This is a genomic window from Thalassobacter stenotrophicus, from assembly GCF_001458315.1.
In the GTDB taxonomy this organism is placed as follows: Bacteria; Pseudomonadota; Alphaproteobacteria; order Rhodobacterales; family Rhodobacteraceae; genus Thalassobacter; species Thalassobacter stenotrophicus.
Genome location: NZ_CYRX01000010.1, coordinates 229,829 through 255,336 on the forward strand (window position 1 = coordinate 229,829; position 25,508 = coordinate 255,336).

The 25,508-nt window shown below is 60.6% G+C and carries 28 protein-coding genes; 12 read left to right on the plus strand and 16 right to left on the minus strand.

The genetic code is table 11. The features are described from left to right. Window positions 1–47: 47 nt before the first annotated feature. The 7 genes from THS5294_RS04360 to fabD all read right to left on the minus strand — a co-directional run bounded on the left by THS5294_RS04360 (window position 48) and on the right by fabD (window position 6,668). Window positions 48–1,391 carry a DNA-packaging protein gene (locus THS5294_RS04360; protein WP_052068304.1) on the minus strand — a complete coding sequence of 448 codons (1,344 nt, stop codon included), beginning with the start codon at window positions 1,389–1,391 and terminating at the stop codon, window positions 48–50. Next, window positions 1,318–1,668 (minus strand): hypothetical protein, encoded by a 351-nt coding sequence (locus THS5294_RS18515; RefSeq protein WP_038002585.1) that lies wholly within the window; start codon window positions 1,666–1,668, stop codon window positions 1,318–1,320. The genes THS5294_RS04360 and THS5294_RS18515 overlap by 74 nt, the downstream gene beginning before the upstream one ends. A gap of 167 nt (window positions 1,669–1,835) precedes the next feature. Beyond that, window positions 1,836–2,996 carry an endolytic transglycosylase MltG gene (gene mltG, locus THS5294_RS04370; protein ID WP_058122760.1) on the minus strand — a complete coding sequence of 387 codons (1,161 nt, stop codon included), beginning with the start codon at window positions 2,994–2,996 and terminating at the stop codon, window positions 1,836–1,838. A gap of 24 nt (window positions 2,997–3,020) precedes the next feature. Beyond that, window positions 3,021–4,277: a beta-ketoacyl-ACP synthase II gene (gene fabF, locus THS5294_RS04375; protein ID WP_058122761.1), complete on the minus strand. Its 1,257-nt coding sequence runs from the start codon at window positions 4,275–4,277 to the stop codon at window positions 3,021–3,023. A 200-nt stretch (window positions 4,278–4,477) separates the two neighbouring features. Next, window positions 4,478–4,711 (minus strand): acyl carrier protein, encoded by a 234-nt coding sequence (locus THS5294_RS04380; protein ID WP_038002579.1) that lies wholly within the window; start codon window positions 4,709–4,711, stop codon window positions 4,478–4,480. A 217-nt stretch (window positions 4,712–4,928) separates the two neighbouring features. Further along, complete coding sequence (gene fabG, locus THS5294_RS04385; protein ID WP_038002577.1) at window positions 4,929–5,666, minus strand: 3-oxoacyl-ACP reductase FabG; 738 nt, start codon at window positions 5,664–5,666, stop codon at window positions 4,929–4,931. 66 nt (window positions 5,667–5,732) lie between these two features. After that, on the minus strand, window positions 5,733–6,668 hold the full coding sequence (fabD, locus tag THS5294_RS04390; RefSeq protein ID WP_058122762.1) for an ACP S-malonyltransferase: 936 nt from the start codon (window positions 6,666–6,668) through the stop codon (window positions 5,733–5,735). A 199-nt stretch (window positions 6,669–6,867) separates the two neighbouring features. Between fabD and THS5294_RS04395 the strand changes: the two genes are divergently transcribed. Beyond that, window positions 6,868–8,085: a cytochrome b/b6 domain-containing protein gene (locus THS5294_RS04395; protein WP_058122763.1), complete on the plus strand. Its 1,218-nt coding sequence runs from the start codon at window positions 6,868–6,870 to the stop codon at window positions 8,083–8,085. 255 nt (window positions 8,086–8,340) lie between these two features. Next, complete coding sequence (locus tag THS5294_RS04400; protein WP_058122764.1) at window positions 8,341–9,000, plus strand: VPLPA-CTERM sorting domain-containing protein; 660 nt, start codon at window positions 8,341–8,343, stop codon at window positions 8,998–9,000. A 92-nt stretch (window positions 9,001–9,092) separates the two neighbouring features. On the opposite strand, the gene THS5294_RS04405 is transcribed toward THS5294_RS04400, so the two are convergent. Next, a complete protein-coding gene (locus tag THS5294_RS04405) occupies window positions 9,093–9,665 on the minus strand; it encodes a YceI family protein (protein WP_058122765.1) in 573 nt (190 codons plus the stop codon). 275 nt (window positions 9,666–9,940) lie between these two features. Between THS5294_RS04405 and rpsF the strand changes: the two genes are divergently transcribed. The 5 genes from rpsF to THS5294_RS04430 all read left to right on the plus strand — a co-directional run bounded on the left by rpsF (window position 9,941) and on the right by THS5294_RS04430 (window position 12,725). Further along, a complete protein-coding gene (rpsF, locus tag THS5294_RS04410) occupies window positions 9,941–10,303 on the plus strand; it encodes a 30S ribosomal protein S6 (RefSeq protein ID WP_038002567.1) in 363 nt (120 codons plus the stop codon). A gap of 13 nt (window positions 10,304–10,316) precedes the next feature. Next, window positions 10,317–10,544 (plus strand): 30S ribosomal protein S18, encoded by a 228-nt coding sequence (gene rpsR, locus THS5294_RS04415; protein WP_038002566.1) that lies wholly within the window; start codon window positions 10,317–10,319, stop codon window positions 10,542–10,544. A 10-nt stretch (window positions 10,545–10,554) separates the two neighbouring features. After that, window positions 10,555–11,181, plus strand: a complete 627-nt coding sequence (rplI, locus tag THS5294_RS04420; RefSeq protein ID WP_058122766.1) for a 50S ribosomal protein L9 — start codon at window positions 10,555–10,557, stop codon at window positions 11,179–11,181. A 129-nt stretch (window positions 11,182–11,310) separates the two neighbouring features. Next, window positions 11,311–11,625: an ArsR/SmtB family transcription factor gene (locus THS5294_RS04425; RefSeq protein ID WP_058122767.1), complete on the plus strand. Its 315-nt coding sequence runs from the start codon at window positions 11,311–11,313 to the stop codon at window positions 11,623–11,625. A 41-nt stretch (window positions 11,626–11,666) separates the two neighbouring features. Further along, entirely contained in the window at window positions 11,667–12,725 is a 1,059-nt protein-coding gene (locus THS5294_RS04430) for a permease (protein ID WP_058122768.1), read from the plus strand. A 57-nt stretch (window positions 12,726–12,782) separates the two neighbouring features. Here THS5294_RS04430 and tig read toward each other — a convergent pair whose 3' ends face one another. The 4 genes from tig to THS5294_RS04450 form a co-directional block, all read right to left on the minus strand. Continuing rightward, complete coding sequence (gene tig, locus THS5294_RS04435; protein ID WP_038002558.1) at window positions 12,783–14,108, minus strand: trigger factor; 1,326 nt, start codon at window positions 14,106–14,108, stop codon at window positions 12,783–12,785. A gap of 256 nt (window positions 14,109–14,364) precedes the next feature. After that, window positions 14,365–14,889 (minus strand): MarR family winged helix-turn-helix transcriptional regulator, encoded by a 525-nt coding sequence (locus tag THS5294_RS04440; RefSeq protein ID WP_081945958.1) that lies wholly within the window; start codon window positions 14,887–14,889, stop codon window positions 14,365–14,367. A 182-nt stretch (window positions 14,890–15,071) separates the two neighbouring features. Continuing rightward, window positions 15,072–15,365, minus strand: a complete 294-nt coding sequence (locus tag THS5294_RS04445) for a succinate dehydrogenase assembly factor 2 (RefSeq protein ID WP_052068275.1) — start codon at window positions 15,363–15,365, stop codon at window positions 15,072–15,074. Next, on the minus strand, window positions 15,362–15,769 hold the full coding sequence (locus THS5294_RS04450) for a helix-turn-helix domain-containing protein (protein ID WP_038002557.1): 408 nt from the start codon (window positions 15,767–15,769) through the stop codon (window positions 15,362–15,364). The genes THS5294_RS04445 and THS5294_RS04450 overlap by 4 nt, the downstream gene beginning before the upstream one ends. 83 nt (window positions 15,770–15,852) lie before the next feature. Between THS5294_RS04450 and THS5294_RS04455 the strand changes: the two genes are divergently transcribed. Beyond that, window positions 15,853–17,055 (plus strand): pyridoxal phosphate-dependent aminotransferase, encoded by a 1,203-nt coding sequence (locus tag THS5294_RS04455; RefSeq protein ID WP_058122769.1) that lies wholly within the window; start codon window positions 15,853–15,855, stop codon window positions 17,053–17,055. On the opposite strand, the gene THS5294_RS04460 is transcribed toward THS5294_RS04455, so the two are convergent. Beyond that, window positions 17,052–18,422, minus strand: coding sequence for an MATE family efflux transporter (locus tag THS5294_RS04460; protein WP_058122770.1), 1,371 nt, complete (start codon window positions 18,420–18,422; stop codon window positions 17,052–17,054). The two genes, THS5294_RS04455 and THS5294_RS04460, sit on opposite strands and share 4 nt — an antisense overlap. Before the next feature lie 142 nt (window positions 18,423–18,564). On the opposite strand from THS5294_RS04460, the gene THS5294_RS04465 reads away from it, so the two are divergent. Further along, complete coding sequence (locus THS5294_RS04465; RefSeq protein ID WP_058122771.1) at window positions 18,565–19,401, plus strand: DUF533 domain-containing protein; 837 nt, start codon at window positions 18,565–18,567, stop codon at window positions 19,399–19,401. Window positions 19,402–19,469: 68 nt separating this feature from the next. Here THS5294_RS04465 and THS5294_RS04470 read toward each other — a convergent pair whose 3' ends face one another. Further along, on the minus strand, window positions 19,470–20,063 hold the full coding sequence (locus THS5294_RS04470; RefSeq protein ID WP_052068276.1) for a YceD family protein: 594 nt from the start codon (window positions 20,061–20,063) through the stop codon (window positions 19,470–19,472). A gap of 138 nt (window positions 20,064–20,201) precedes the next feature. Between THS5294_RS04470 and THS5294_RS04475 the strand changes: the two genes are divergently transcribed. Continuing rightward, window positions 20,202–20,678: an outer membrane protein assembly factor BamE gene (locus tag THS5294_RS04475; protein WP_072936675.1), complete on the plus strand. Its 477-nt coding sequence runs from the start codon at window positions 20,202–20,204 to the stop codon at window positions 20,676–20,678. A gap of 39 nt (window positions 20,679–20,717) precedes the next feature. Here THS5294_RS04475 and msrB read toward each other — a convergent pair whose 3' ends face one another. Continuing rightward, window positions 20,718–21,110, minus strand: a complete 393-nt coding sequence (msrB, locus tag THS5294_RS04480) for a peptide-methionine (R)-S-oxide reductase MsrB (protein WP_038002548.1) — start codon at window positions 21,108–21,110, stop codon at window positions 20,718–20,720. 178 nt (window positions 21,111–21,288) lie between these two features. On the opposite strand from msrB, the gene THS5294_RS04485 reads away from it, so the two are divergent. Beyond that, entirely contained in the window at window positions 21,289–22,026 is a 738-nt protein-coding gene (locus THS5294_RS04485) for a GNAT family N-acetyltransferase (protein ID WP_058122772.1), read from the plus strand. A 72-nt stretch (window positions 22,027–22,098) separates the two neighbouring features. After that, entirely contained in the window at window positions 22,099–23,928 is a 1,830-nt protein-coding gene (locus tag THS5294_RS04490) for an ABC-F family ATP-binding cassette domain-containing protein (RefSeq protein ID WP_058122773.1), read from the plus strand. A 2-nt stretch (window positions 23,929–23,930) separates the two neighbouring features. Here THS5294_RS04490 and THS5294_RS04495 read toward each other — a convergent pair whose 3' ends face one another. Next, window positions 23,931–24,992, minus strand: a complete 1,062-nt coding sequence (locus THS5294_RS04495) for a serine hydrolase domain-containing protein (protein ID WP_058122774.1) — start codon at window positions 24,990–24,992, stop codon at window positions 23,931–23,933. Window positions 24,993–25,508 lie beyond the last annotated feature (516 nt).

A 25,508-nucleotide genomic window follows, 5' to 3' on the forward strand; every position in this document is an offset into this window, starting at 1 on the left:
AAAAAGGGCCCCAAAGGGCCCCGAAAAGAAGGTTCGATAACCTGTATCTACAAGGTCCGGATCGCTGCCGCGCCGCCGGGCGTGGTCGGTGCGATCATGCCCTCGAACAATGCCCAAACCAGCGCGTCAACGCGGTCCGGGCTGCCCTTGCCGGCGTATCCTTGCAACGTCATCTGGACCATCTGGTCCTCTAGCTCCGAAAACTGTCCGCAATGATGCACCCGGCCCTGTTCGTACAACGCGGCAATCGGCTCGGCGCGGGCGCTCTTGCCCTTGGTGGCGCGCACGGCCTGATAGCGGATCATCGGGTCCACTTGGCGCACGATCTGTTTGACCATGTCACCGCCCTGGTTCACTTCTGCGACCAGACAATCACCATTATGGCGCTTCATCGCGGCCACCGCCGCCTGCGCCCACTCCAATGGGCTAGACGCCGCAACAGACGCATCCTCAATGACATAGGCCCGCCAAGCCGCGCGCGGCCCCTGATGGGTCACGCCAATCACGACGATCCCACATTCATCCGATCCAGCGTGCCCTGTGACCGGCGGGTCCACCGCAACAATCACCCGGTCCACCTCGGGCAACTCTTTCACCCGACACGCACCCAACATATGAGACGTCCAAAACGCGCCCTGCACATCCTCCAGCAACTCACCATTCAACTCTTGGCGCCCCAGCCGGGACCCCTCATAACGGCTCTCGACCTCGGCCAAGAAACTGTCTGCCAAATAGGCCCGGTTGGCATGGGTCGGGGCATGGGTCTGAACCGTGCTCTCCCGCGCCAGCAAATCCTTCAAAACATCAACGTTGCGCGGTGTCGTGGTCACCACACACTTCGGGTCGTTGCCCAAACGCAGACAAAATTGCAGCATATCCCAAGTATCCTGCGCCTTTTTCCACTTTGCCAACTCATCAACCCAAGCCGCATCAAACTGCGGCCCACGAAGCGCCTCTGGCTCACTGGCCGAAAAACACTGCGCCTCGGCACCATTAGGCCACACCAGCTTGCGCTTAGAGGCCTGCCATTCCGGCTTACGGTCCGGCGGACAGCACGCCAGAATGCCGCTGTCCCCGAAAACCATAACATCCCGCGTTTGGTCATAGGTTTCCCCAACCAACGCGACACGTTTGGCCCGGCCGCTCTCAAGCGGCCGGGACCCTTCTACCATAAGCCGAACCCATTCGGATCCGGCGCGCGTTTTGCCCGCGCCACGGCCGCCCATAATCACCCAGCTGCGCCAGTCCCCACTGGGCGGCATCTGGTGCGGCAATGCCCAAAACTCAAAGAGCCAAGGCAATGCCGCAAGTGCATGATCAGTCAGTTGCGCCAGGAACGTCTCCTGCGTCTCCCGCGGCGCGGAGGCAAGCCAGGCGGACCCGGATCTCAGCACGGGCGCTGTCAAGGTCGAACGTCCCGTTGGACATGCCTCCGTTGGATTTGGAGAAGTCATCTTCAATCCTCCTAGTATGATCCACAGCAGTCGAAATCGCTTTGCTCATGGTCGAGAGCATCGCGTTCACGTCCTTCCCATCGTCTTCAAGGGTCGGTGCAGTTTTCAAGGCATTGATCCGCGCCAGGAAAACTTCGCGGGCCACTTCGTATGCAGCAACTGCATCATTGGCCAGTTTTTCGCTTCTTGCTGCGGAATTGGTGTCAAAGGTCATTTTTGTGCTCCTAGATCAAAAATAGACCCGCACGAGCAGACATGAAAAATGCGACCTCGGGAGTATCATTCCCGGGCCGCCTTACCCACTTCTTCCAGCATGGCACAATGTATGTGTTTGAGCGTACGCTCCGGTCAATCCCCTAAATTCGCAAAAACCGCAAAGCCCTAGTTTTGGCTGTTCGCGCGGTCTCTCTCAATCTGACGCCAGCGGGCAACGTTTTGATTATGCTCAGCTAATGTGACAGAAAAGGCGTGCCCACCGGTGCCGTCTGCCACGAAAAAGATATAGGGGCTCTCGTCGGGGTTCACCGCCGCCTCAATCGCCGCACGCCCCGGATTCGCAATCGGCGTTGGGGGCAACGCGGGAATGACATAGGTGTTGTAGGGCGTCGCAGCCCGCAGCTCGGACCGGCGCAAACCCCGCCCAAGGCTCCCCTCACCTTTGGTAATCCCGTAAATCACGGTTGGGTCGGTCTGAAGCCGCATCCCCTGCCGCAACCGGTTTGTAAAGACGGACGCCACCAACCGACGCTCATCCGGCACCGAGGTTTCTTTTTCGATGATTGAGGCAAGGATCAACGCCTCCTCCGGCGATGTCACCGGGATATCATCCTGACGGTTGTCCCAAGCCGCGGCCAAAATCCGCTCCTGCGAGGCGGCCATTTGCGCCAACACATCCGCCCGCGCGGTGCCACGCACCACTTCGTAGGTATCAGGCGCCAACAGCCCCTCAGCGGGCACAACATCCACATCACCACTCAGGAAATGCGCGGACTTCAGGCCCTCCACAATCTCCCACGAGGTCAAACCCTCAGCGATCGAGACACGATAGATCATCGGCACATTCTGCGCGACCAAAGCGGCATACACCTCAGGCAACGGCTCACCGGCGGCAAAGGTCGCCACATCCGACAACTCATCTTGCCCCGGCACACGCTCACGAACGCGGGTCTCAGCCCCTTGGGCCCGGATGATAAAGGTCGACGTATACCGGAATGTCGAAGGCCCGCCCGCCGTCACAATATCCATGATCTGCGGCATCGTGGCCCGAGCCGGGATCTCATAATTGCCGAACTTCAGATCACCGTCACGCTCATTATAGCGCGCGGCCAGCCGGAAAATGATCCCGCTCTCAATCGCACCCGCGTCCTCAAGGCTCTCGCTCACGGCCGTCAAAGACGCCCCGCGCGGAACCTCAAAAAAGATCGCCTCGTCCAGCGGCCCCTCAGACACATAAGTGTTCTGGCCCCACCCAATCAGCCCCGCAAGCGCGACAATCCCGACGATCAACAGCGTGATCGCATTCGCGGCAATATGGTTCCACATGGGCAGGCCCCGCTGGCGTTGGCGTTATACTTTGCCCAAAATGAGGCTGGCGTTGGTCCCGCCAAAGCCAAAGGAGTTCGACAAAGCCACGCTGATTTCCCGCGGCTCGGCCTCCATGGGCGCAAGGCTCAGTTTGGGGTTCACAGCCGGGTTTTCAAGGTTCAGCGTGGGTGGCGCCACCTGATCACGGATCGCGAGGATCGAGAAAATCGCCTCAACTGCACCCGCAGCACCCAACAAATGGCCCACAGCAGATTTCGTCGACGACATCGTCGCTTTCTCTGCCGCCGATCCCATCAGCCGCTCAACCGCACCCAATTCGATCGTATCCGCCATGGTCGAAGTGCCATGGGCGTTGATGTAATCAATATCGGCAGGCGTCAGGCCCGCACGTTTGATCGCCGCCGCCATGGACCGCTCGCCGCCCTCACCGTCCTCTGACGGCGCGGTGATGTGATAGGCATCCCCCGACAGGCCATAGCCCAACACTTCGGCGTAAATCTTCGCACCACGCGCCTTGGCGTGCTCGTATTCTTCCAACACGACAACACCAGCACCTTCGCCCATTACGAACCCATCCCGGTCCGCATCATAGGGGCGCGAGGCCGCCTGCGGGTCATCGCACCGCTTTGTCGACAGCGCTTTGCAGGCGTTGAAACCTGCGATCCCGATTTCCGAGATCGGGCTTTCCGCCCCACCCGCGACCATCACGTCAGCATCATCCAACGCGATCAACCGCGCCGCATCACCAATCGCATGGGCGCCCGTCGAACAGGCCGTCACAACTGCATGGTTTGGCCCCTTAAAGCCAAACTTGATCGACACCTGACCGGACACCAGATTGATCAACGCAGACGGAATGAAAAACGGCGAAACCCGGCGCGGCCCACGCTCTTTGAGCAAGACAGCCGTCTCCGCAATAGAGGACAAACCACCGATGCCCGATCCGATCATCACACCGGTCCGGCATTTGGCTTCCTCATCGGCAGGAACATAGCCACTGTCGGTCACAGCCTGCGTCGCCGCGGCCATTCCGTACAGAATAAAATCATCAACCTTGCGCCGCTCTTTCGGAGCCATCCAATCATCAGGATTAAATGTCCCGTCCGAGCCGTCACCAAGGGGAATTTCGCACGCATAGGTCGTGGCCAAATGGCTGGCGTCAAACCGCTCAATGGTGCCCGCGCCAGATTTCCCCGCAAGGATCCGCGCCCATGTCTCTTCGACACCGCACGCCAATGGGGTTACCATCCCCAAGCCGGTCACAACAACTCGCCGCATGTCTGCCCCCTCATAGGTCGTTTGAGCGCCTACCTACACCGCCCCGCGCGCACCCTCAAGGGCACCAACTGCGGCCATCCGCACAAAGCGGCCCATAGACACCGCCGGCTCCTTTGTTCCCCAAATACTCATCCCAACCGCACAAACAAAAACGGCGCCCCAATCGGAGCGCCGTTCACCGCCAAATAAGGCGAAATCGCTTAGCTGGCTTTGGTCACGAAAGCGACGGCATCGCCGAAGCTTTGGATCGACTCAGCTGCATCGTCAGGGATCTCGATGCCGAATTCTTCTTCAAATGCCATTACCAGCTCTACGGTGTCGAGGCTGTCAGCGCCCAGATCGTCGATGAAGGAGGCGTTTTCTACGACCTTGTCTTCTTCAACACCCAGGTGTTCCACCACAATTTTACGCACGCGATCAGCGATGTCGCTCATATCTTTTCCTCACTTATGGGGGCGCCTGCCCGTTTTACATGTGTTGAGCCCCATGCACAGGCCCGGTACGCGGCTCTTTGGCCAATACGCCCGAAAGCGGCGAAAGGGTCCCCTCCCCGCAATTGTGCGCCGCCTATAGCACATCGTTTACCCAACGCAAACGATTCCGCGCCCGGGGATCTTGCCGGGCACGGACGCCACCGCAGCGCGCCTTAGATCACAGCATCGCCATGCCGCCGTTCACGTGCAGCGTCGCACCCGTGACATAGCCGGCCTCGGGGCTGGCCAGATACAGCGCAGCCGCCGCGATCTCTTGGGGCGTGCCCATGCGACCGGCGGGGATTTGCACGTTGATCTTGTCTTTTTGCTCATCGGTCAGTTTGTCGGTCATCGCCGTGGCGATAAAGCCGGGGGCGACCGCGTTCACCGTGATCCCGCGTGAAGCGACCTCATAGGCCAGCGACTTCGACATCCCGATCAGGCCCGCCTTTGAGGCCGCGTAGTTGCCCTGACCCGGGTTGCCCGTGGCCCCCACGATCGAGGAAATATTCACGATCCGGCCCCAACGCGCCTTCATCATGCCGCGCATCACGCCTTTCGACAGCTTGAAAGCCGCCGTCAGGTTTACGTCAATCACCGACTGCCATTCGTCGTCAGACATCCGCATGAACAAGTTATCCCGCGTAATCCCCGCATTATTCACAAGGATATCCACAGACCCCATCGCCGCAGCAGCAGCTTTGGGCAACGCATCCACGGCTGACAGATCGCTCAGGTTGCACGGCGTGACATGCGCGCGCTCACCCAGTTCAGCTGCCAATGCCTCAAGCGGCGCCTCACGCGTGCCCGACAGAGCCACCGTAGCCCCCGCGCCATGCAGCGTGCGTGCGATTTCCGCGCCAATGCCACCCGAAGCCCCCGTCACGAGGGCGCATTTACCAGTTAGATCAAACATCTTTGTCTCCTTTATCCGCTCAATACGCGCAGGCCGCCCCTTGGGGGCGTACCGACCGCGCCAGCCTTATCCTTGTGCAACGGTGCGCGCCTGATCGGCAGTGCCCACAGCATGGGTCGCGACACTGCGGTCGATCCGCTTGATCATGCCCGACAGCGCTTTGCCTGCGCCGATCTCCCACACTTCGGTCACGCCCTGTGCGGCCATCCACATCACGCCCTCGCGCCAGCGGACTGCACCCGTCACCTGATCGACCAGCAATCCCCGGATTGTGGTCGCATCGCTCACGCCATTTGCGGTCACGTTCGCCACCAAAGGCACCGCCGGGTCGTTGAACTCAACTTGCGACAGCGCCTCGGCCATCGCCTCTGCGGCGGGTCCCATCAGGGCACAGTGAAACGGCGCAGACACGGGCAGCAACATGGCGCGTTTTGCGCCACGCGCCTTGGCCAGCTCGACCGCGCGTTCAACCGCCGCCGTATGGCCCGAAATCACAACCTGTGAGGGGTCATTGTCGTTTGCGGCCTGACACACTTCGCCCTCAGCGGCCTCAGCGGCGATCCCGGAGGCGGTCTCAAAATCCATCCCCAAAAGGGCCGCCATGGCACCGACACCCACGGGCACGGCCTCTTGCATCGCGCTACCGCGCAGGCGCAACAGCCGGGCGGCATCCGCCACACTCAACGCGCCCGCAGCCGTCAGCGCACTATATTCACCCAGCGAATGCCCCGCGACATAGGCCGCGTGATCCGCCAAAACGACCCCCTCAGCCTCAAGCGCGCGCAGCGCCGCCAGAGAGGTCGCCATGAGCGCGGGCTGCGCATTGCGCGTCAATGTCAGCTCAGCAATATCGCCTTCCCAGATCAGGTCAGACAGCTTTTCACCCAGCGCCTCATCCACCTCATCAAACACGGCCCGCGCCGCTGGATAGGCCTCGGCCAGATCGCGCCCCATTCCGATGGTCTGCGCGCCCTGCCCGGGAAAAACGAAAGCTCTGCTCATAGGGGTCTCCTCTGCGGTCTTGCCCGTTTTGCGCCTTTGGCGGCGCGTTGCCTCTCCCTAGCGTTTCGCTGCGCGCCCCACAACACCCCCGCTCGCGTGCGCACCATACGCGGCCCATCACACAGGGTCTGTGCGCTGGCGCAGCTACTCCTTTTATTCAAGTGCGGTAATGTAGAGCCACCTCAACCCGGAGCCCCCCATGCCCGCCGCAAACACCCGCCAACACTACGGAAGCGTGACCAAGACCTTTCACTGGCTCACCGCCCTTCTGATCCTCACGGTCATTCCGCTGGGGATCGTGGCGCAACGGTGGTCGTTTGACACGTCCGATGCGCTCGCGATCAAGGCTACGCTGTTCTCCATCCACAAAACCGTCGGCTTGACCCTATTTTTCGTGGCCCTCGCCCGGATTGCGTGGGCGGTGACCCAAGCCAAACCCGGCCCCCTGCATCCCGACCGCAAGCTTGAGACTTTTGCCGCCGAAACGGTGCACTGGGCGCTCTATGCCTCGCTCGTGGTGGTGCCTTTGACGGGCTGGATCCACCACGCCGCAACCGAGGGCTTCGCCCCGATTTGGTGGCCGTTCGGGCAAAACCTGCCGTTCGTGCCAAAGGACGTGGACCTCGCGCACACATTCGCCAGCCTGCACATCATCTTTGAACGGGTGCTAATCATCTCGCTCGGGCTGCACATCGCGGGCGCCCTAAAACACGCGTGGATCGACCGTGACGCGACGCTGGCCCGTATGCTGCCCGGCGCCAACCCCAAGGTCCCGAACTACGACCACACGACCACCGCAAGCCCCGCGATTGCGGCCTTCGCGGCCTATGGTCTGGCGCTGTTGGTCGGGGCGGGTTTGGGCATGTTTGGCCACCAAGAAGGCCCCGCCACCCCACAGCTGGAGGCCGTCGCCTCCGACTGGCAGGTGACCGACGGCACGCTCGCGATTACCGTCACGCAATTGGGCGCGCCCGTGACCGGCCAATTCGCCGATTGGACCGCCGCTATCACCTTTGATGAGACCGTTACCGACGGCGTGGCGGGCCAAGTGGACGTCACAATCTCAGTGCCCTCGCTCAGCTTGGGCAGTGTGACGACCCAAGCCCTTGGGGCTGAGTTCTTCAACGCCAGCGACTTTGCCACGGCAACGTTTTCGGCCCCGATCACGGTGACAGATGGCGCGTATTTGGCCGATGGCACTGTCACGATCCGAGGCATCACAGTGCCCGCAACGCTACCCTTTACGTTGGCACTACAGGACGGGATCGCGAACGTTGAAGCGCGCACACAACTCAGCCGTCTCAGCTTTGGTATGGGCGAAACCGCCTATCCCGATGAGAGTTCGGTCGGCTTTGCAGTGGACGTCGCCATATCGCTGACGGCCAGCCGCGACACCGCAACACCCATCGCAAACTAAAGACAATCCGCCGGAAAATGCGCGAACATTGCTGAATTGCAAACAGTGAGCGCCCGGCGGATTTTCACAATTATCTAGCTTATAATCAGATACTTAGGAAACTTCGCACCCTCACCCGCCGCGGAATTGCCCCAAAGCCGCCATTTTTTCCTCGCTCGCGTTAACCTTTTGCTGCTAGCCTCAAAATGCATTTCGTTAACCAGTCATTCCTTTACCGAGCGACGCCGTCAGGCACCATTTATTAGGACTAAAATCATGAGCACAAAATCAACACTTAAGGGCGGCCTTATTGCATCCGCCGTCATGTTGGGCGCGCTAGGTTCGGGCGCATCCGCCTCGACCCTCACGTACAATGGCCTCAACATTTCACCGGCCCAAAAGGTCGACGTCGTCGCCAGCGCCGAGGGCCAGTCGTTCAACAACCTGTCCGCTGGCGGGTTCAACATGTCCGACGGCACCAACAGCTTTATCGCGTGGTGCATTGACCTCTTCGATACGATCAAAACGGCCGCCTACACGCCGGGTCGCCCCACACAAGTCAGCGACGCCGAAGAAGCCGACCTGAACCGGCTGTTCACCCTTGGGCGCGACACCGCGCAAACGGACGCAATCACCGCCGCCGCGTTTCAGGTCGCGATCTGGGAAATCGTCTATGAAACCGACACGGTTTACGCGCTTAATTCGGGGAACTTCATGGCCTCTGACAACGCGACTGTTGTGACGGCGGCGCAAGGGTTGCTCGACAACCTCGGCACGGACGCGGGCACAGCCTCGCTCAGCTTCTTTGCGTCAACAACTTCGCAAGACCTTGTGTCGGGGCAAACCGCAGTTGTGCCCCTGCCCGCCAGCGCGTTGCTGCTGCTGTCCGGTCTGGGCCTGTTGGGGGCTGCGCGCCGTCGGACCAACGCCGACTGATCACCACTACTATATACACACAAAAATGGCGGGCCCCACGCACGGGACCCGCCATTTTTCGTTTCAACCTAGAGCCATCTGGCCCACGGGGCTTAGCCCTCGGCTTGAGCCTCGATCGAAATGATAACATTCACCTCATCACCCACAAACGGCGCAAAGTTGCCCACGCCGTAGTCGGAGCGGATCAGGGTCGTCGTCGCGTCAAAACCCAACCAAGGCTTTTGCGCCATTGGGTGCATGTCGGCTTTGTTCATCTTGGCGTCCAGCACGACGGATTGCGTCACACCGTTCAGCGTCAGATCACCCGTGATCAGGGCGGTGTTGTCGCCGGTGACTTCGATCCCTGTCGAGGTAAAGGACACCATTTCGTCGGCAGAGGCCTCAAAGAAATCAGCCGACATGAAGTGTGCATCGCGCTGTTCCCAACCGGTGAACATCGACATCACGGGCATCGACACGGACACCGAGGATGCGGCGGGGTTTTCGGCATCAAACTGGATTTCGCCCGCAAAGCCGGAGAACATGCCGTAGGTCGTGGAAAAGCCCAAGTGATCGTAGCTAAAGATGATCTGGCTGTGCGAGCTGTCCAATGTGTAGGTTTCAGCGGCAAAGGTGGGGGCTGCGAAAGCAATCAGGGCGGCGGTGGTCAAAAGCGTACGTTTCATGTCAGGTCCTTGCTCTGGATGTGTGGTCGTTCATTAACCCTAACATCGGCTTTCTCGACCAATTAGCAATTTACCTTAACCCCACAGACCCTGTGCGATTGTGCAAATTGTCGTGATCAAGCACATGTGCCACGCACAATTGCGCCCTTGCCTTGCAGGTCCTCGCATCCTATACGGCCCCATCCCGCCACCATATTGACCTGCGTGGCCTCTCGTGACCGAGCGGCGGGATAATGTTCGGTCTTTGAAACACGCGTAACATGACTGGAGACACCATGGCGCTCTACGAGCACGTGATGATCGCGCGGCAGGACCTGTCCAACGCGCAAGCCGAAGGGCTGATTGAACACTTCGGAACAGTACTGGCTGATAACGGCGGCGCACTCGTCGACTTCGAGTACTGGGGCGTCAAAACGATGGCCTACAAGATCAACAAAAACCGCAAGGGTCACTATGCCTTCCTGCGCTCCGATGCACCGGCTCCCGCCGTGCAGGAGATGGAACGCCTGATGCGCCTGCACGACGACGTGATGCGCGTTCTCACCATCAAAGTGGATGAGCACAAAGAGCTTCCTTCCGTGCAGATGCAAAAACGTGACGAACGCGACCGCGGCGAACGCCGTGAACGCCGCAACTAAGGAGACCTAAACCATGGCTGCAAAACCATTTTTCCGCCGTCGCAAGGTCTGCCCGTTTTCCGGCGACAACGCGCCCGCGATTGACTACAAAGACACCCGCCTTCTGCAACGCTACATCTCTGAGCGTGGCAAAATCGTACCGGCTCGCATCACCGCAGTCTCCGCCAAGAAGCAACGTGAGCTGGCCCGTGCCATCAAACGCGCTCGCTTCCTCGCGCTGCTGCCCTACGCTGTGAAGTAAGGAGACAGACATGCAAGTGATCCTTCTGGAACGCGTGGCCAAGCTCGGTCAAATGGGCGACGTTGTTGACGTCAAACCCGGCTACGCCCGCAACTACCTTCTGCCCCAGGGCAAGGCGCAAAACGCAACCGAAGCCAACATCGCTGGCTTTGAGGCGCGCAAAGCCCAGCTCGAAGCGCAGAACCTCGAAACCAAAAAAGAAGCCGCAGCTATGGCTGAGCGTCTGGGTGGACAGCAGTTCATCGTGATTCGCTCCGCATCTGACTCCGGTGCTTTGTACGGTTCGGTCACCACACGTGACGCAGCAGAGGCCGCGACTGAAGCTGGCTTCACCGTTGGTCGTAACCAAGTTGTTCTGCAACGCCCGGTCAAAGACCTCGGCCTGCACCCAATGACAGTGGTTCTGCACCCCGAAGTGTCGTGCGAAATCGTCATGAACGTTGCACGCAGCACCGAAGAAGCTGAACTGCAAGCGTCGGGCAAATCGATCCAAGAACTGGCCGCAGAAGAAGAAGCTGCAGCAGAGTTCGAAATCGCTGAGCTGTTTGACGATCTGGGTTCCGCCGCCGCAGACGACGACGATATGGCTGACAACATTGTCACCACGCCCGAGTCGGACGCAAGCGACGAGGCATAAGGCATCTTAACCGCCTAAAGCTTACGCTCTCAAAGGGCCGCTCCTCACCGAGCGGCTCTTTTTCGTTTGGGATTAATGATGATTGGAGCGAGCGGTTTACATAACTAGTTTTGTAGTTATGATGGCCTTATGTCTGATACACTCGACACGACTGCCAGCGCCCTCGCCGCCCTTGGCCACACCGCACGCCTGAGCGTGTTTCGGCTGCTGGTGCAGGCGGGCCATGATGGGCTCACCGTGGGCGACATCGCGGCTTTTGTTGATCTGCCGCCCTCTACCCTCGCGCATCACTTGCGCACGCTGGTTCACGCCGGGCTGGTGATACAGGAACGCCGCGGCCGGGAGATTTTGAGCCGCCCAGATTTTGCGAAAATGGATGCAACGCTGGCGTTTCTTACCTCTGAATGCTGTCGCGGACTGCCTGCGGCAGTGACCACAGGATAATTTTTTGCGCCTTAAATAACTATAAAACTGGATATATTGTGATGTTTCAGCCAAATACGTTTACTGCCAAAGGACCTCTAGGGTTCGCCTCACATATCTGGTCAGAGCATCGCGTTGGACTGGCGATCGTGGGCATCCTGGGCCTCATCTTTGCAGTGGAACCACCCCAAGCCGTTGAAAGCACTTGGTTTACAATCGACGCTCTTCTTTCAACGGCGCCGTTTCTGGTGCTGTCCATCCTAATGGCAGCCTACGCATCCGCGACGGGCGCCGATGGCCTGATCGCCAAGGCGTTCACCGGGGCGCCGGTTGTGATGATCGTTGCTGCAGCGGCCTTGGGCGGGCTTTCGCCATTTTGCTCCTGCGGTGTCATTCCCTTGATCGCCGCACTACTGGCGATGGGCGTTCCGCTGGCCCCGGTGATGGCGTTTTGGTTGGCGTCCCCTGTGATCGACCCGTCGATGTTTATCTTGACGACGGGACTGTTGGGATTTGAGTTCGCGGTGGCGAAGACGTTGACAGCTGTGGGGCTTGGGCTGTTTGGCGGCGTGGTGACCCATGCATTAACGGCCTCGGGCCACTTTCGGGACGTTTTGAAACCGCAGGCGCGCGGAGGCTGCTGTGGTGCAGCGTCCCTCACCGCGCCAAAGCCTGTCGCGTGGAGATTTTGGACAGATCCAGCCAGACGCAGCACCTTTGCGCGAGAGGCTTGGGGGACCACGGTCTTTTTGGTCAAATGGCTGGCCTTAGCGTTCTTGTTGGAAAGCCTGATGCTTGCCTATGTTCCAGCGGCATGGATATCGGGCGCGTTGGGCGGATCGGGCTTGGCGCCGATTGTGACCGCAACGTTCGTGGGCGTGCCCGCGTACCTAAACGGCTACGCCGCATTACCGCTGGTGTCAGGGTTGATGGAGCAAGGCATGGTGCCGGGCGCGGGATTAACGTTTTTGGTGGCAGGCGGCGTGACCTCCCTGCCCGCGGCGATCGCGGTCTACGCATTGGTGCGGCCACGGGTGTTTGCCCTGTATATCGCTTTGGCCTTGTCCGGATCGTTGGCAAGCGGACTGCTCTATCAGCTATGGCTTGGCTCGGCGGGTTGATCCAAATGAAAAAGCCGCCCCAAGGGACGGCTTTCACACGATACTTTGATTGTAAGCTTACTCGTCTTCGAGAGCTTCAACCGCTGCTTGCAGCTCATCTTTTGTGACTTCTTTTTCAGTCACCGTGGCCAACTCAAGGATGTAGTCGACGACTTTATCTTCGAACAATGGCGCACGCAGCTGTTGCTGAGCTTGAGCATTTTTCTGAATGAACTCAAAGAATTCACGCTCTTGACCGGGGTACTGGCGTGCTTGGTTCATGATCGCTTGGGTCATCTCGGAGTCGGAGACTTCGATTTCGTTCTTTTGACCCAGTTCAGCGAGCAGGAGGCCCAGACGAACGCGGCGCTCAGCGAGTTTGGTGTGCTCTTCGGTTGGCTCGATCTCGGGGTGATCGTGGCCTTGAACCTCAGGGTTTTCCTCGTGCCACAACTGGTGTGCGATCTGACCGGCTTCGGCGCTGACCAACATGGGGGGCAGTTCGAAGCTGACGAGATCGTCAAGTTGATCCAGCAGGCCACGCTTGAGAACCGCACGTGCGGCGCCAGCGTATTCTTGGCCGAGACGGTCCACGATTTGCTCTTTGAGCGCATCGAGGCTTTCGGCACCGAATTGCTGTGCCAGCTCATCGTTCAGCTCAGCGGTTGCGGGTGCTTTGACTTCTTTGACGGTGCACTCAAACACGGCGTCTTTGCCAGCGAGATGCTCTGCGCCGTACTCATCGGGGAACTTGACGTTCACTTCAACAGCGTCACCGGCTGCGGCACCGACCAGCTGCTCTTCGAAGCCGGGGATGAAGGAGTTGGAGCCGAGCACGAGGGGGTAATCCTCGGCGGCACCGCCTTCGAACGCTTCGCCGTCAACTTTGCCAAGGAAATCGATCACAACCTGATCGCCATCTTCGGATTTACCGTCTTTGGCGTCAAAGTTCTGTGCGGACTTCGCAAGGTTGTCGAGCGCGTCTTGGATGTCAGCATCCGCAGGCTTCACGACCAGTTTCTCGATCGAAACGGGTGAGAAGTCGACCTCGGGGATCGTGGGCAGAGCTTCATAGGAAAGCGAGACTTCAACGTCGTCGCCTTCTTTCCAGTCTTCGTTGGTCATTTTGACTTCGGGCTGCATCGCAGGGCGGTCGCCGGACTCTTCGAAGTGCTTAGACATCGCGCCATCGATGGTTTCTTGCATGGCTTCGCCCAGGAGACGCTGGCCAAACTGCTTTTTCAAAAGCGCCATCGGGACTTTGCCCTTGCGGAAGCCCTTCATCTCGATTTCAGGCTGAGCTTCAACGAGCTTTTCGTTCACCTTGGTGTCGAGATCGGCAGCCGGCACGGTGATGGAATAGGCGCGCTTGAGGCCTTCGTTGAGGGTTTCGGTGACCTGCATGTGGGGTTCCCCTTGAGCTGAACGTCCCATTGAACGTCTTGATGCGTGTAAGTCTGCGCCGATGCCATAGCCAAAAGGCCCGCGGCGGCGGCGGGTGTAAATCCAGCGCTTTCTAGGAAGGGTGCGTCCGGGGTGCAAGGGGATTCGCCACTTGTCCCCCTGCGGAGGGCTCAAGCATTGGCATATCTATGAAAAAAGGCCGGACAGCGCACCCGCATGTCCAGCCATTTCGATCTGAGGGAACCGAATGGTCGCCTTAATAGATGTAGCGAATTTGGTCTGACCAATACCGTTCAATCCGTTTGAGCGTCATATTGATGTCGAAAACCTTGTCGGCGTTGATGCCTGTGGCCTCTTCCACCCCGATGGCATGGCGCAGAAACAGGTCTTGGACGACATCGCGCACCTTGCGCCCCTTGTCCGTCAAGCGGACCCGAACCGAGCGGCGATCAATTTCACACCGTTGGTGGTGCATGAAGTCATACTCGACCAGCTTCTTGAGGTTATAGGAGACATTCGAGCCTTGGTAATAGCCCCGCGATTTCAGTTCACCTGCGGTGACTTCATTATCGCCGATGTTGAACAACAGAAGCCCTTGGACCGCGTTGATCTCTAGAATGCCGAGGCGCTCAAACTCATCCTTGATCACATCCAAAAGAAGGCGATGAAGGCGTTCGACCAGGGCGAGGGATTCTAGATACCCCGTCCAAATGGCACCGGGGGCGTCGTCGGCATCCTTTTGAAAGGAAGGAACACCGGTAAAGGCTTCAAGTTTACTCATAATAAGGCTCCGCACATCTGCTTTGGCCCAACATACGTGCGGATTTCTCAACATTCGGTTAAAGGCGATAAGAAATCGTCGAGAATACATCTCTAGTTGCTTGAAACTTGCGCACATTCGCCTAGCACGCATCCTATCGGCACGCAAAACGCGCCGATAGAAACCAGTCATAATCCGTTGATTTATTGGGCCTGTGCAGCTCTGCGGCCCAGATCTGCGATTAAATCTGCGTAGCGCGCGGGTGGTTCAACCTGCCGGGTCACCCATTGCAGGATGTCGTGGTCATTCTCGCCCATGACGGCCTCAAACAGGTCCAATTCTGCGTCACTCATGCCCGCAAGTTCGTCATTTGCGTAGCCGCCCAGCACCAAATCCATCTCTTTGATGCCGCGCCGCCAGGCCCGGATACGCATGCGTTTCAAGCGGACTTCGCGGCTTTCGGGGCCGGCGTTCGGCTCTGTCAACGGCGCGCTCATTGGTCGACCTTTGGGGTCGTCAAAAGGACCCGCAGACGTTTTTCAACATGGCCCAAACGATCCGCCAAACTGGAGGCCTCTGTGCGTAGTTGGCGGATTTCCAACAGCAAATTGCGGCTGTCGGAATTAGGGTCCGCAGCTTCCACCGGGGCATCGACCCCGTCACCTTCGCCGGTCAGCAACCACACGATCGATACGTTCAACAGCCCCGCAAGCATTTGCAGGCGGTTTGCGCGCGGCTCCGCAAGGTCATTTTCCCAACCGCGGAGGGTCTTGACCTTGACCCCCAAACGCTTGGCCAATTCGGCTTGGTTCATGCCAGCGGCATCGCGCGCGGCGGCGAGCCGATCGCCAAAGGTCGCGTTGGCCTCTGAATACCAGTTCGTTTCTGCTCCATCTTCCATGGGCGTCTCCTTGATCCCGGTCTTGACCCTGCTCGGCCCTAATGTAGGACAGTCTTAACCCTATCGTACACTTCGAGGCGACCATGTCCTTTCTCTCTGCGACACTATCCCGCGTAAAACCTTCGCCCACCATCGCCGTCAGCAACAAAGCCGCCGAGATGCGGGCCGCGGGTGCTGATGTGATCGGCCTTGGCGCGGGCGAGCCGGATTTCGACACCCCCGCCCACATCCGCGCGGCTGGGATTAACGCGATTGAGACGGGCAAAACCCGCTACACCGCCGTAGACGGCATCGCGGAGCTGAAATCCGCCATCTGCGCCAAGTTCAAACGCGACAATGGGCTGGATTACACGCCCGCCCAAGTCACCGTGTCTTCGGGCGGCAAGCAGGTTTTGTACAATGCGCTGATGGCCACGCTGAACCCCGGGGATGAGGTCGTGATCCCTGCCCCCTATTGGGTCAGCTACCCTGATATGGTTCTTTTGGCCGGTGGCACGCCGGTGGCCGTGGAATGTGGCATCGACGTGGGCTTTAAGCTTACGCCTGAGGCGCTAGAGGCCGCGATCACGCCCAAAACCAAGTGGCTGATCTTTAACTCCCCCTCCAACCCTACGGGCGCGGGCTACACCCGGTCCGAGCTAAAGGGCCTGACGGATGTCCTGATGCGCCACCCCCATGTCTGGGTGATGACCGACGATATGTATGAGCATCTCGTCTATGACGATTTCACCTTTTGCACCCCGGCAGAGGTCGAGCCCGGCCTCTATCCGCGCACCCTGACAACCAACGGTGTGTCCAAGGCCTATTGCATGACCGGCTGGCGCATCGGCTATGCAGCTGGCCCGGTTGAGTTGATCGCGGCCATGCGCAAGGTGCAGTCGCAAAGCACCTCCAACCCCTGCTCGATCAGCCAATGGGCCGCCGTTGAAGCGTTGAATGGCCCGCATGACTTTATCGCAGAGAACAACGCAGCCTTCGTGCGCCGCCGCGATCTGGTGGTTGAGATGCTCAACAAGGCCGAGGGGCTGACCTGCCCCGTGCCGGACGGCGCGTTCTATGTGTACCCATCTATTGCCGGCTGCATCGGCAAAACCACGCCCAAGGGCACGCTCATAGACACTGATGAGACCTTCGCAACGGCCTTGTTGGAGGAAACCGGCGTGGCGGTAGTGTTCGGTGCTGCGTTCGGGGTCTCTCCGAACTTTCGGGTCAGCTATGCCACCGCAGACGACACCCTGCGCGAGGCGTGCACGAGAATTCAGACGTTCTGTGCGAGCCTAAGCTAGGCGCCCTGCATCAACGGATGGCGCAGGAAGCGGCGGGTCATGAGTGCGCCCGCCACGCTTAGCCCAATGGCAAGCCCCAGCCAGACGCCCGCAGGACCAAGCCCCAGCGGCAGGCCCAGCACATAGCTGCACGGCACCCCGACGCCCCAGTACCCGATCACCGCAAAAACCATCGGTCTGCGGGTGTCTTGGACCCCGCGCAACAGCCCCAGTGCCATCACCTGCGCGGCATCCGCGACTTGGAACAGGGCTGCGACCATCAAAAGAGTGACGCCAAGGCTCAGGATCGCGGGGAACGCCGGGTCGGAGGCATCCACAAAGCCGCGCACCATCACCCCAGGCACCCCAAAGAACGCGGCAACCGTGAGGGCCACCACAAGCGTGGCCAAGATCAGGCCCGCCTGCGCCACCTTGCGCAGGGCAGCCCCGTCTCCGCGCGCATAAGCCGTGCCCGCGCGCACCGTCACGGCGGCCGATAGCCCCAAGTGCACCATAAACGTCGCCGACGTGATCTGAAGCGCGATGCCGTGGGCGGCCAAAGGCACGGCCCCCAATGTCCCGATGATCAGGCCAGACGCCATAAACAGCCCGCTTTCCGCCAGAAGCGTCAGGGAAATCGGCCAGCCAAGCGCAAAGATCTCACGTGCTTCCAGCCAATCGGCCCGCCAAAACCGCACAAACACCTCAAACTGCGCCATCGCGGGGCCGCGCACCGCATAGATCGCCAGCACGGTTGCCATCACCGCATGCACCGAGAGCGACGCATAAGCCGCCCCCACAAGCCCCAGTTCCGGCGCGCCCAGATTGCCGAAAATCAGCACCCAATTGAGAAAGGCGTTCACCGCCGCGGCCCCAAGCGTGGCCCATAAAACAACAGCCGTCCGCTCTAGCCCCGCAAGGTGGCTGCGCAGGCCCGCCACGATCATCGCAGGCACCATGCCCAGCCCCGCGATGCGTAAATAGTCTTGCGCGCCCGCCGCGACATCTGCGTCCTGCCGGAGCATCAGCAAAAGCGGCTCGGCGAAGAAAAAGATCGGATAGGTCAAAAGCGCAAACGCCAGCCCTAGCCACAGCGTCATCCGCGTGATCCGGCGCACGCGCTGCGGGTCATCTTGGGCGGCCGCGACCTTGGGCAAGGCCGCGGCCGAAAAGCCTGAACCAATGATGAACACTGTGAAAAACAGGGTCGAGCCCAGCACCGAGGCCGCAAGGGCGGCAATGCTATACCAGCCCAGCATGATCGTATCGACAATCCCCACAGCCGTCTGCGCAAGGTGGCTGCCGATTAACGGCAGACCCAGCACGAGGGTGCGGCGGACATGCTCACTGACGCTGTGCGCCTGCGGTTGGGGGATGGTTTGCTCCATGCCTCGCTCTACGCCCGCACCGCCGCCTTGGCAATGCATGGGTCCGGCGGTGGCAAGCCGGATGCACGCCAACGCGCCCAACACGCTTGGGGGAATGGCGATGTGCTGCTAGGCTTGCGACGTATTAAATGAGGGGATTCATATGTCATTGGTAAAGACACTGGCCAAAGTGGCCATCGGCGTGGCCATCGCAAAGGGCGTGAGCGCGGCAACAAAGGGCGGCGGCACGGGCGGGATCGCAGGCATGATGCGCGGCACCGGCGGTGGGGGCGCGTTGGGTGACATGATGTCGTCGCTGACCCAAAGCATGCAAAGCGGCGGCGGCGGCGGCGCAGCCCAAGGCCTTCAGGATATTATGGGCAAAATGCAAACTCAGGGCGCGCAGGCGGGGCAATCCGCTATGGGCGCCATGGGCGGTTTGGGCGATATGCTGAGCAAGATGGCCGGCGGCACCGCAGCCGCAGGGGCACCGGGCGGCGGGTTGCAAAACCTGCTGGGCCAAATCGGTGGGACTGGCGGCGGACTGGGCGCGGTCTTGGGTGCAGGCGGTGCGACCGCAGGTGCCGGCGGTTTGGGCGCCCTGCTTGGTGGCGCGCTTTTGGCCGACCCTACGCCCCCGGCCCCATCGGACGAAGAAATCGCCCGCGTCATGCTGCGCGCAATGTTGCAGGCCGCCAAATGTGATGGCCGTCTGGACGAAGCCGAACAGGCCCAGATCACCCAAATGGTCGGTGACGTCAGCCCCGAAGAGGCCGAATTGATCCGCACCGAACTGGCAGCCCCCGTGGACATCGAAGGCCTTGCCTCTGAGGTGCCCCAAGGGATGGAACAGCAGGCCTATATGATGTCACTGATCGCCATTGATCTCGATAGTCAGGCCGAGGCGAATTACCTGATCGATCTGGCCGGTGCGCTGCGCCTGACCCCGGAACAGGTGGATGCTCTACACACCCAAGCGGGTGAGCCAAAGATTACCTAGCCGCTTTGGGCCACGCGCTTACGGGCGCGTGGCTTATGGTATGATGTCGCCGTCAGGCGTCCGTTGGATTAATTATCCTCGGGCTCATCCGCGGCGCCGTCCTGCTCCATCTGCGCCTTAAGGGCTGCAAGACCCGCAAAGGGTTTGACTTTGTCTTCGGTCAACGGCTCCGCACCGGGGGGGGCCGCGACAAGGTCGAGATCTTCAATCCCAGCCGCGCGCGGATAGGCTGGCACCAACAGCGCGAGCGCCTCTTCCATCACCGCGCCCACATCCACGACGGCAGGCAGCGGCTCAACCGTGTCGTCATCGGGCATTTCGGCCTCGGCCTCGGTGACGTCTTGCCAGTTCGACACATAGTGACGGGCAACCTCATCCTCGATCCGCGTGATTACCGGCTCAAAGCTGACCCGGCAGGGTTGCTCGACCGTTGCGCCCAGTTTGCCCGTCAGCCGCCAATCCGACCCGCGTTGCGGTGTCAGTTCCACCACAAACCGCAGTTTGCGCAGCGCGCTCAGCCCCAGCGCGTCCGCAATCGCCGCACACTGCCCGGCGTTCGGCTCCAACACCACGCGCGTTGTCTTTCGCTGGGCCAAGTCGGCCAGTCGCACGGGGTGTGGCACCGTTGCCGACACGTCGCCATCACTGTTCAGATCATTCATCGCGCTCTCCTTCAACCAAGGCACGGGCTTGGAGTGCGGGCATTGCCCGACGCTCCCCTGTTGCGCCGCCCTGTCAGACAAGGTAATCGAGTAGAACGACCCGCCAGATATGGCAAGAGCAGCAACAAGAGGCCGTGCATGTCCAACCTGCCCTCCCCGTCCATGGGCGCCATGACGCGGGCCATAGTAGTCGCCTGTCTGTGTGTGGTCATCTCCGCCTGCACCGCGCAGTTCCAAAACCACGGCTACACCCCGTCTGATGATGATCTGTCTGCCGTTTTGGTCGGTATCGACACGCGCGACAGCGTATCCGAAACCGTCGGTCGCCCCACATCCTCGGGCGTTTTGCAAGACCAAGCGTGGTATTACGTGGGCAGCCGTGTGCGCACATGGGCATTCACCGCCCCCGAAACGATCGAGCGTGAGATCGTCGCGATTTCCTTCGCAGACGACGGCACCGTGGCCAACATCGAACGCTTCGGCCTAGAGGACGGTCAGGTTGTCGCCCTTTCGCGCCGCATCACCGAAACGTCGATCCGTGAATTCGGCCTGATCCAGAACATCTTGCGCAACTTTGGCCGCATTGATGTGGGTGAACAGTTGGCCCAGCAATAGCCACAGCATCGGCGCGCCGCGAAGGGCGCGCCTTTTGGCTTAGTCCTCAGCCTCGAACGTCATCGCAACACCATTGATGCAATACCGCAGGCCCGTGGGTTGGGGCCCATCCGGAAACACGTGGCCCAGATGCGCATCACAGCGGTTACAATGCACCTCTGTGCGGCGCATAAACCATGAGTTATCAACGCTTTCCCCCACTAGATCAGCGTCCAGTGGTTGAAAGAACGACGGCCAGCCCGTGCCACTTTCGAACTTGTGGGCCTGATCGAACAGCGGCGCGTCACAGCACACGCACCGAAAAGTGCCCGGCTCTTTGGGAAAATCATCATGGGTACCCGCCCGCTCGGTCCCGTGCTTGCGGGTGATCTTGAACGCCTCTGCACTCAACTGCGCGCGCCATTCCTCGTCAGATTTGACAATTTTGTCCATCTTGGGATGTTCCTTGTGCTCAAAACCCATTTGTCATGGCTGTGATACAGATTGCATCTAGCCCTGCGTGCAGAAATAGGCGTCACTAGGGCGGGCGCAAGGGTCTGACGTGCACGCACCTTTAACGGAGCTTCACAATCGGGTGGCCCCGAACCCGAAACCAAGACAGAAACAGGCAATGGCTCAGACAGATTTCCTCCTCGACAAAGGCCGGTACCGCGCGCAGGTGGCGCGCACCGACGCAGAGCTGGCGCAGTGCCACGCCCTGCGCAGTGCCGCGTTTCGGGGCGGTGCGCCGGATGTGGATGCGTTTGATGCGCGGTGCCTGCATGTCATGGTGCACGATTACCAAATTGACAGCTTGGTGTGCTGTTTTCGGGTAATGCGCCTGTCCTCGGGGGCGATGATCGGCCAAAGCTATTCGGCACAATTCTATGCCCTTGACGCGCTGGAACATTTTGACGGACCGATGTTTGAAATGGGCCGCTTTTGCATCGCACCCCACGCCCAAGACCCCGATATCCTGCGCGTCGCCTGGGGGGCGATGACGCGGCTGGTGGATGAGGCCGGGGTCAAACTGTTGTTCGGTTGTTCCTCATTTGAGGGCACGCGGGCCGAGGCCTATCTGGACACATTTGCCCTGTTGCACGCGCGCCACCTTGCGCCCAGCCGGTGGCAACCCCGGATCAAAGCACCGGCGGTTGTGCGGTTTGCTGACAGCCCGTCCACGCAGGACCCCAAGCGTGGCTTGGCCAATATGCCCCCGCTCTTGCGGACATATCTGATGATGGGCGGTTGGGTGTCGGACCACGCCGTCATCGATGCCGACCTTGGCACGCTACATGTGTTTACCGGCCTCGAAATTGCGGCCATACCGCCTGCGCGCAAACGCCTTTTGCGGGCTGTCGCGGGCTGATCGCGCGGTTAAACGCGCAAAAAACCCAACGCACCGCTTGACCCGCCTGCCCCCCTCGCTTAGCGCGGGCACATGGCTCGTATCCCCCTTCTTCAATTGTCCGATATCTCGCTCACCTTTGGTGGCGCGCCCCTGTTCAAAGACCTCGATCTGGTCGTGCATCCCGGTGACCGCGTGGCGCTAGTCGGGCGCAACGGATCGGGCAAATCGACCCTGATGAAAGTCATGGCCAACTTGGTTGAGCCGGACACTGGATCGCGCGTTTTGGCCCCTGCCACCTCAACCGGTTACATGGAACAGGACCCCGACCTAAGCGGATTTGAAACCTTGGGCGATTTCGCGCGCAGCGGGTTGGACCCGGCGGAATCTTACCGCGTTGATATGGTGGCAGAGGGACTCAAGATGAACCCCGACATGGCCACCCAAAGCGCCTCTGGCGGGGAGCGGCGCCGTGCGGCACTGGTCAAACTGCTGGCCGAAGCGCCTGAATTGATGCTGCTCGATGAGCCGACCAACCACCTCGACATCGAGGCCATCGCGTGGCTAGAGGCGGAGCTCAGCCAGACCCGCGCCGCATTCGTGCTGATCTCGCACGACCGGGCGTTCCTGAATGCGCTGACCCGCGCGACCCTTTGGGTCGACCGTGGCCAAACCCGCCGCCAAGAAAAGGGCTTTGCCCATTTTGAGGCGTGGCGTGACAAAACTTGGGAAGAAGAGGACGTGGCGCGGCACAAGTTGGACCGCAAAATCAAGGCCGAAGCCCGCTGGGCCGTTGAGGGCATCTCTGCCCGGCGCAAGCGCAACATGGGCCGGGTCCGCGCCTTGGGTGATCTGCGCCAAGAACGCTCTGACATGATCCGCCGCCAAGGCGCTGCCGCGCTTGAACTGGAAAGCGGCAAGGCCTCTGGCAAGCGGGTGATTGAGGCCAAAGAGTTAGAGAAACGCTTTGGCGACAAAGTGATCCTGCGGCCCTTTGATCTGCGCATCATGCGCGGGGACCGCGTGGCATTTGTGGGACCCAATGGAGTTGGTAAAACAAGCGTTCTCAAGATGTTGTTGGGTGAAGTTGAACCAGACGCAGGCACCGTCACCCACGGCATCGGCCTAGAAATCGCAGTGTTCGACCAAAGTCGCGCCGCCCTTGATCCGGAGGCGACCTTGTGGGACAGCCTCACGCTCGACCCGCTGCTGGGTGTGAGCGGCAATTCAGATCAGGTGATGGTGCGCGGCACCGCGCGGCACGTCGCCGGATACCTCAAGGATTTCTTGTTCGACGAACGCAGCCTGCGCGCGCCGGTCAAGTCCCTGAGCGGCGGGGAAAAGGCGCGGCTTTTGCTTGCGCGGATCATGGCCCTACCCTCCAACGTGCTGGTGTTGGATGAACCGACCAACGATCTGGACGTAGAAACACTGGACCTGCTCCAAGACGTTTTGGGCGAATACGACGGCACCGTTTTGCTGGTCAGCCACGACCGGGATTTTTTGGACCGCGTCGCCTCGACCACGATCGCGATGGAGGGAGACGGCCGCGCCGTAGCCTATGCCGGCGGGTGGTCGGATTACCAAGCGCAGCGCGCCAAGATTGCTGCAGAAGCCGCCTCCAAAGTCAAGACCGCCACGCCGAAACCTTCGGGCAGCAAGGTCGCGGACAAACCAGCCGCGGCTGAGCCGAAGCAGGGGCTCAGCTACACAGAACGTCACCGGCTTGATGCGTTGCCCGCTGAGATGGAGCGGATCTCCGCCGAAATCGCCAAGCTGGAGGAGCTGCTGTCGGACGCAGAGCTGTTCACCCGCGAACCGGTGAAGTTCCAAAAAGCGACAGACGCGCTTGTGGCGCGCCACACGAAGTTGGCGGATTGCGAAGAGGAATGGCTCGCGCTGGAAGAAAAAGCCGAAGGCTAGGATCAGCTGGGACGGCAGGTCAGTTCGCGCAGAAAGCAGACCGCGTCGAACAGTTCTGAGAACGCGCGGGCGCCGTCCTGCACGCCGCCATTGAACAGCGCCACCAAGGTGAATCCGTCCGACAAGACGAACACCGCCGAGAAGATCCCCGGCAAGTGGCCAAAGTGCGTCAGATGCGGCCCCTGAGGTCCGGGCCACACCCTCCAACCCAGTGCGTAATAGCTGCCGTCTGCGCCCTCGGGCGCGGCGCTGGTTTGCGCCATGTGGGATTGCACCGCGAACCGCCAATAGGCCGCTGCCGTACTGTTTGCGCCCCCTGCACCGGCAAGCAGGCTGGGGTCACTGTGCAGCGTGTCTGTCGCCGCGAGCGGGAACCGCTTTGCCCCGTCAAACAGCCAATGCGGCTGCGCGATTGCCCCGAAATTCACCCCCGGAGCGACCTGAGCCACGCTCTGGTGTAGATCATGGTCTTTGGCGGCCAGCAGTTCAGATAACAAGCAATAACCGATGTTTGCATAGTGCTCAGACGTGTTTGGGGCGTGGTCCAACGGGCGGCTGGCCCATGTGAGCCGCGCAAGCGCGGGGCATGGCATGTCCGGCGTGCCGCCCACACGTTCGGGCGCAAAAACGGGATCAAAGCTCGCGCGCCAATCAAAACCCGCGCGGTGAGACAGGATATGACGGGGCGTGATGTCCAGCGCGCGCGGATCAAAGGGGGGCGGCAGGTCCATCTGCGCGGCAAGTGATGTGTCCAGCGCGATCACGCCCGCCTCTGCCAGAGACAGAACCGCGGCAGCGGTCAGCGGTTTGGTCAGTGAGGCGATGTGCAGGCGCGCGTTGGCGTCCATTGACGTGCGCGCCTCGGGATCTGCATCGCCGAGGCCATAGACCGAAGGCTGCCCCCCGCGCGGCCCGTACGCAATCACCCCGCCGGGCAGGCTGTGGGCGGTGCGAAAGGCGTCGATCAGTTCGGGCAACGGGTCCCGCGGGCTGCGCGTATTCAGGAACAGCGCGGCGGCGACGGTGACGCAGATTGCGACAAATAGGAGTAGGATTTTGGGCATGGTGACCTCTGTCCCCTTTCCACCATCTTGGCGCAGTCAAGCCGTTGCGGCAAGTATGGAGGGGTCGAGACCGCTGTGCCAAGGGCGGCTAGGGCTCCGGCGAGTGGGGCCCGTGGGTGCTATGCCGCTGGGTGTTGGGTTGTCCCGGATAAGCGCGGGTTTCAGACCGCGATTGGTTGCCGCTGTGCGGAGAGGGTCGCGCCCGATCCGAGGGGTCGAAACCGGTTCGCCGGAGGCGACATAGGCTCCGGGGGAGTCTTTGAGGTCTCGACGGGCGGAGCCCCGGGGATACAGCATTTGGTCAGGCTTGTGGTCGCCGCTAGGAGAGGGCTGCGGCCGGTCCGAGGGGGGTAAGCGCGTAGCGCGTCCGCCCGTGGGGGCGGATCGGACGCGGCCCGGTCTGGCGACCGGCGGAACTGTCCATCCCGTTTCTAAATGTCTGCGAACCAGCTTGAGTTAATCGTAAGCGGTGTTTCCGCCCCACACTTACGGCATAGTGCGTGATCTGCGATTCAG

Coding starts and splice junctions, on each gene's coding strand:
- rplI (WP_058122766.1), top strand. CDS start 10,555: ATGCAAGTGATCCTTCTGGAACGCGTGGCCAAGCTCGGTCAAATGGGC.
- fabD (WP_058122762.1), bottom strand. CDS start 6,668: ATGAGCAGAGCTTTCGTTTTTCCCGGGCAGGGCGCGCAGACCATCGGA.
- fabF (WP_058122761.1), bottom strand. CDS start 4,277: ATGCGGCGAGTTGTTGTGACCGGCTTGGGGATGGTAACCCCATTGGCG.
- THS5294_RS04460 (WP_058122770.1), bottom strand. CDS start 18,422: ATGGAGCAAACCATCCCCCAACCGCAGGCGCACAGCGTCAGTGAGCAT.
- rpsF (WP_038002567.1), top strand. CDS start 9,941: ATGGCGCTCTACGAGCACGTGATGATCGCGCGGCAGGACCTGTCCAAC.
- tig (WP_038002558.1), bottom strand. CDS start 14,108: ATGCAGGTCACCGAAACCCTCAACGAAGGCCTCAAGCGCGCCTATTCC.
- THS5294_RS04430 (WP_058122768.1), top strand. CDS start 11,667: ATGTTTCAGCCAAATACGTTTACTGCCAAAGGACCTCTAGGGTTCGCC.
- THS5294_RS18515 (WP_038002585.1), bottom strand. CDS start 1,668: ATGACCTTTGACACCAATTCCGCAGCAAGAAGCGAAAAACTGGCCAAT.
- THS5294_RS04455 (WP_058122769.1), top strand. CDS start 15,853: ATGTCCTTTCTCTCTGCGACACTATCCCGCGTAAAACCTTCGCCCACC.
- THS5294_RS04470 (WP_052068276.1), bottom strand. CDS start 20,063: ATGAATGATCTGAACAGTGATGGCGACGTGTCGGCAACGGTGCCACAC.
- THS5294_RS04395 (WP_058122763.1), top strand. CDS start 6,868: ATGCCCGCCGCAAACACCCGCCAACACTACGGAAGCGTGACCAAGACC.
- THS5294_RS04400 (WP_058122764.1), top strand. CDS start 8,341: ATGAGCACAAAATCAACACTTAAGGGCGGCCTTATTGCATCCGCCGTC.
- rpsR (WP_038002566.1), top strand. CDS start 10,317: ATGGCTGCAAAACCATTTTTCCGCCGTCGCAAGGTCTGCCCGTTTTCC.
- THS5294_RS04445 (WP_052068275.1), bottom strand. CDS start 15,365: ATGAGCGCGCCGTTGACAGAGCCGAACGCCGGCCCCGAAAGCCGCGAA.
- THS5294_RS04380 (WP_038002579.1), bottom strand. CDS start 4,711: ATGAGCGACATCGCTGATCGCGTGCGTAAAATTGTGGTGGAACACCTG.
- THS5294_RS04485 (WP_058122772.1), top strand. CDS start 21,289: ATGGCTCAGACAGATTTCCTCCTCGACAAAGGCCGGTACCGCGCGCAG.
- THS5294_RS04405 (WP_058122765.1), bottom strand. CDS start 9,665: ATGAAACGTACGCTTTTGACCACCGCCGCCCTGATTGCTTTCGCAGCC.
- THS5294_RS04425 (WP_058122767.1), top strand. CDS start 11,311: ATGTCTGATACACTCGACACGACTGCCAGCGCCCTCGCCGCCCTTGGC.
- THS5294_RS04475 (WP_072936675.1), top strand. CDS start 20,202: ATGTCCAACCTGCCCTCCCCGTCCATGGGCGCCATGACGCGGGCCATA.
- THS5294_RS04490 (WP_058122773.1), top strand. CDS start 22,099: ATGGCTCGTATCCCCCTTCTTCAATTGTCCGATATCTCGCTCACCTTT.
- THS5294_RS04465 (WP_058122771.1), top strand. CDS start 18,565: ATGTCATTGGTAAAGACACTGGCCAAAGTGGCCATCGGCGTGGCCATC.
- THS5294_RS04495 (WP_058122774.1), bottom strand. CDS start 24,992: ATGCCCAAAATCCTACTCCTATTTGTCGCAATCTGCGTCACCGTCGCC.
- fabG (WP_038002577.1), bottom strand. CDS start 5,666: ATGTTTGATCTAACTGGTAAATGCGCCCTCGTGACGGGGGCTTCGGGT.
- THS5294_RS04450 (WP_038002557.1), bottom strand. CDS start 15,769: ATGGAAGATGGAGCAGAAACGAACTGGTATTCAGAGGCCAACGCGACC.
- THS5294_RS04440 (WP_081945958.1), bottom strand. CDS start 14,889: ATGAGTAAACTTGAAGCCTTTACCGGTGTTCCTTCCTTTCAAAAGGAT.
- msrB (WP_038002548.1), bottom strand. CDS start 21,110: ATGGACAAAATTGTCAAATCTGACGAGGAATGGCGCGCGCAGTTGAGT.
- mltG (WP_058122760.1), bottom strand. CDS start 2,996: ATGTGGAACCATATTGCCGCGAATGCGATCACGCTGTTGATCGTCGGG.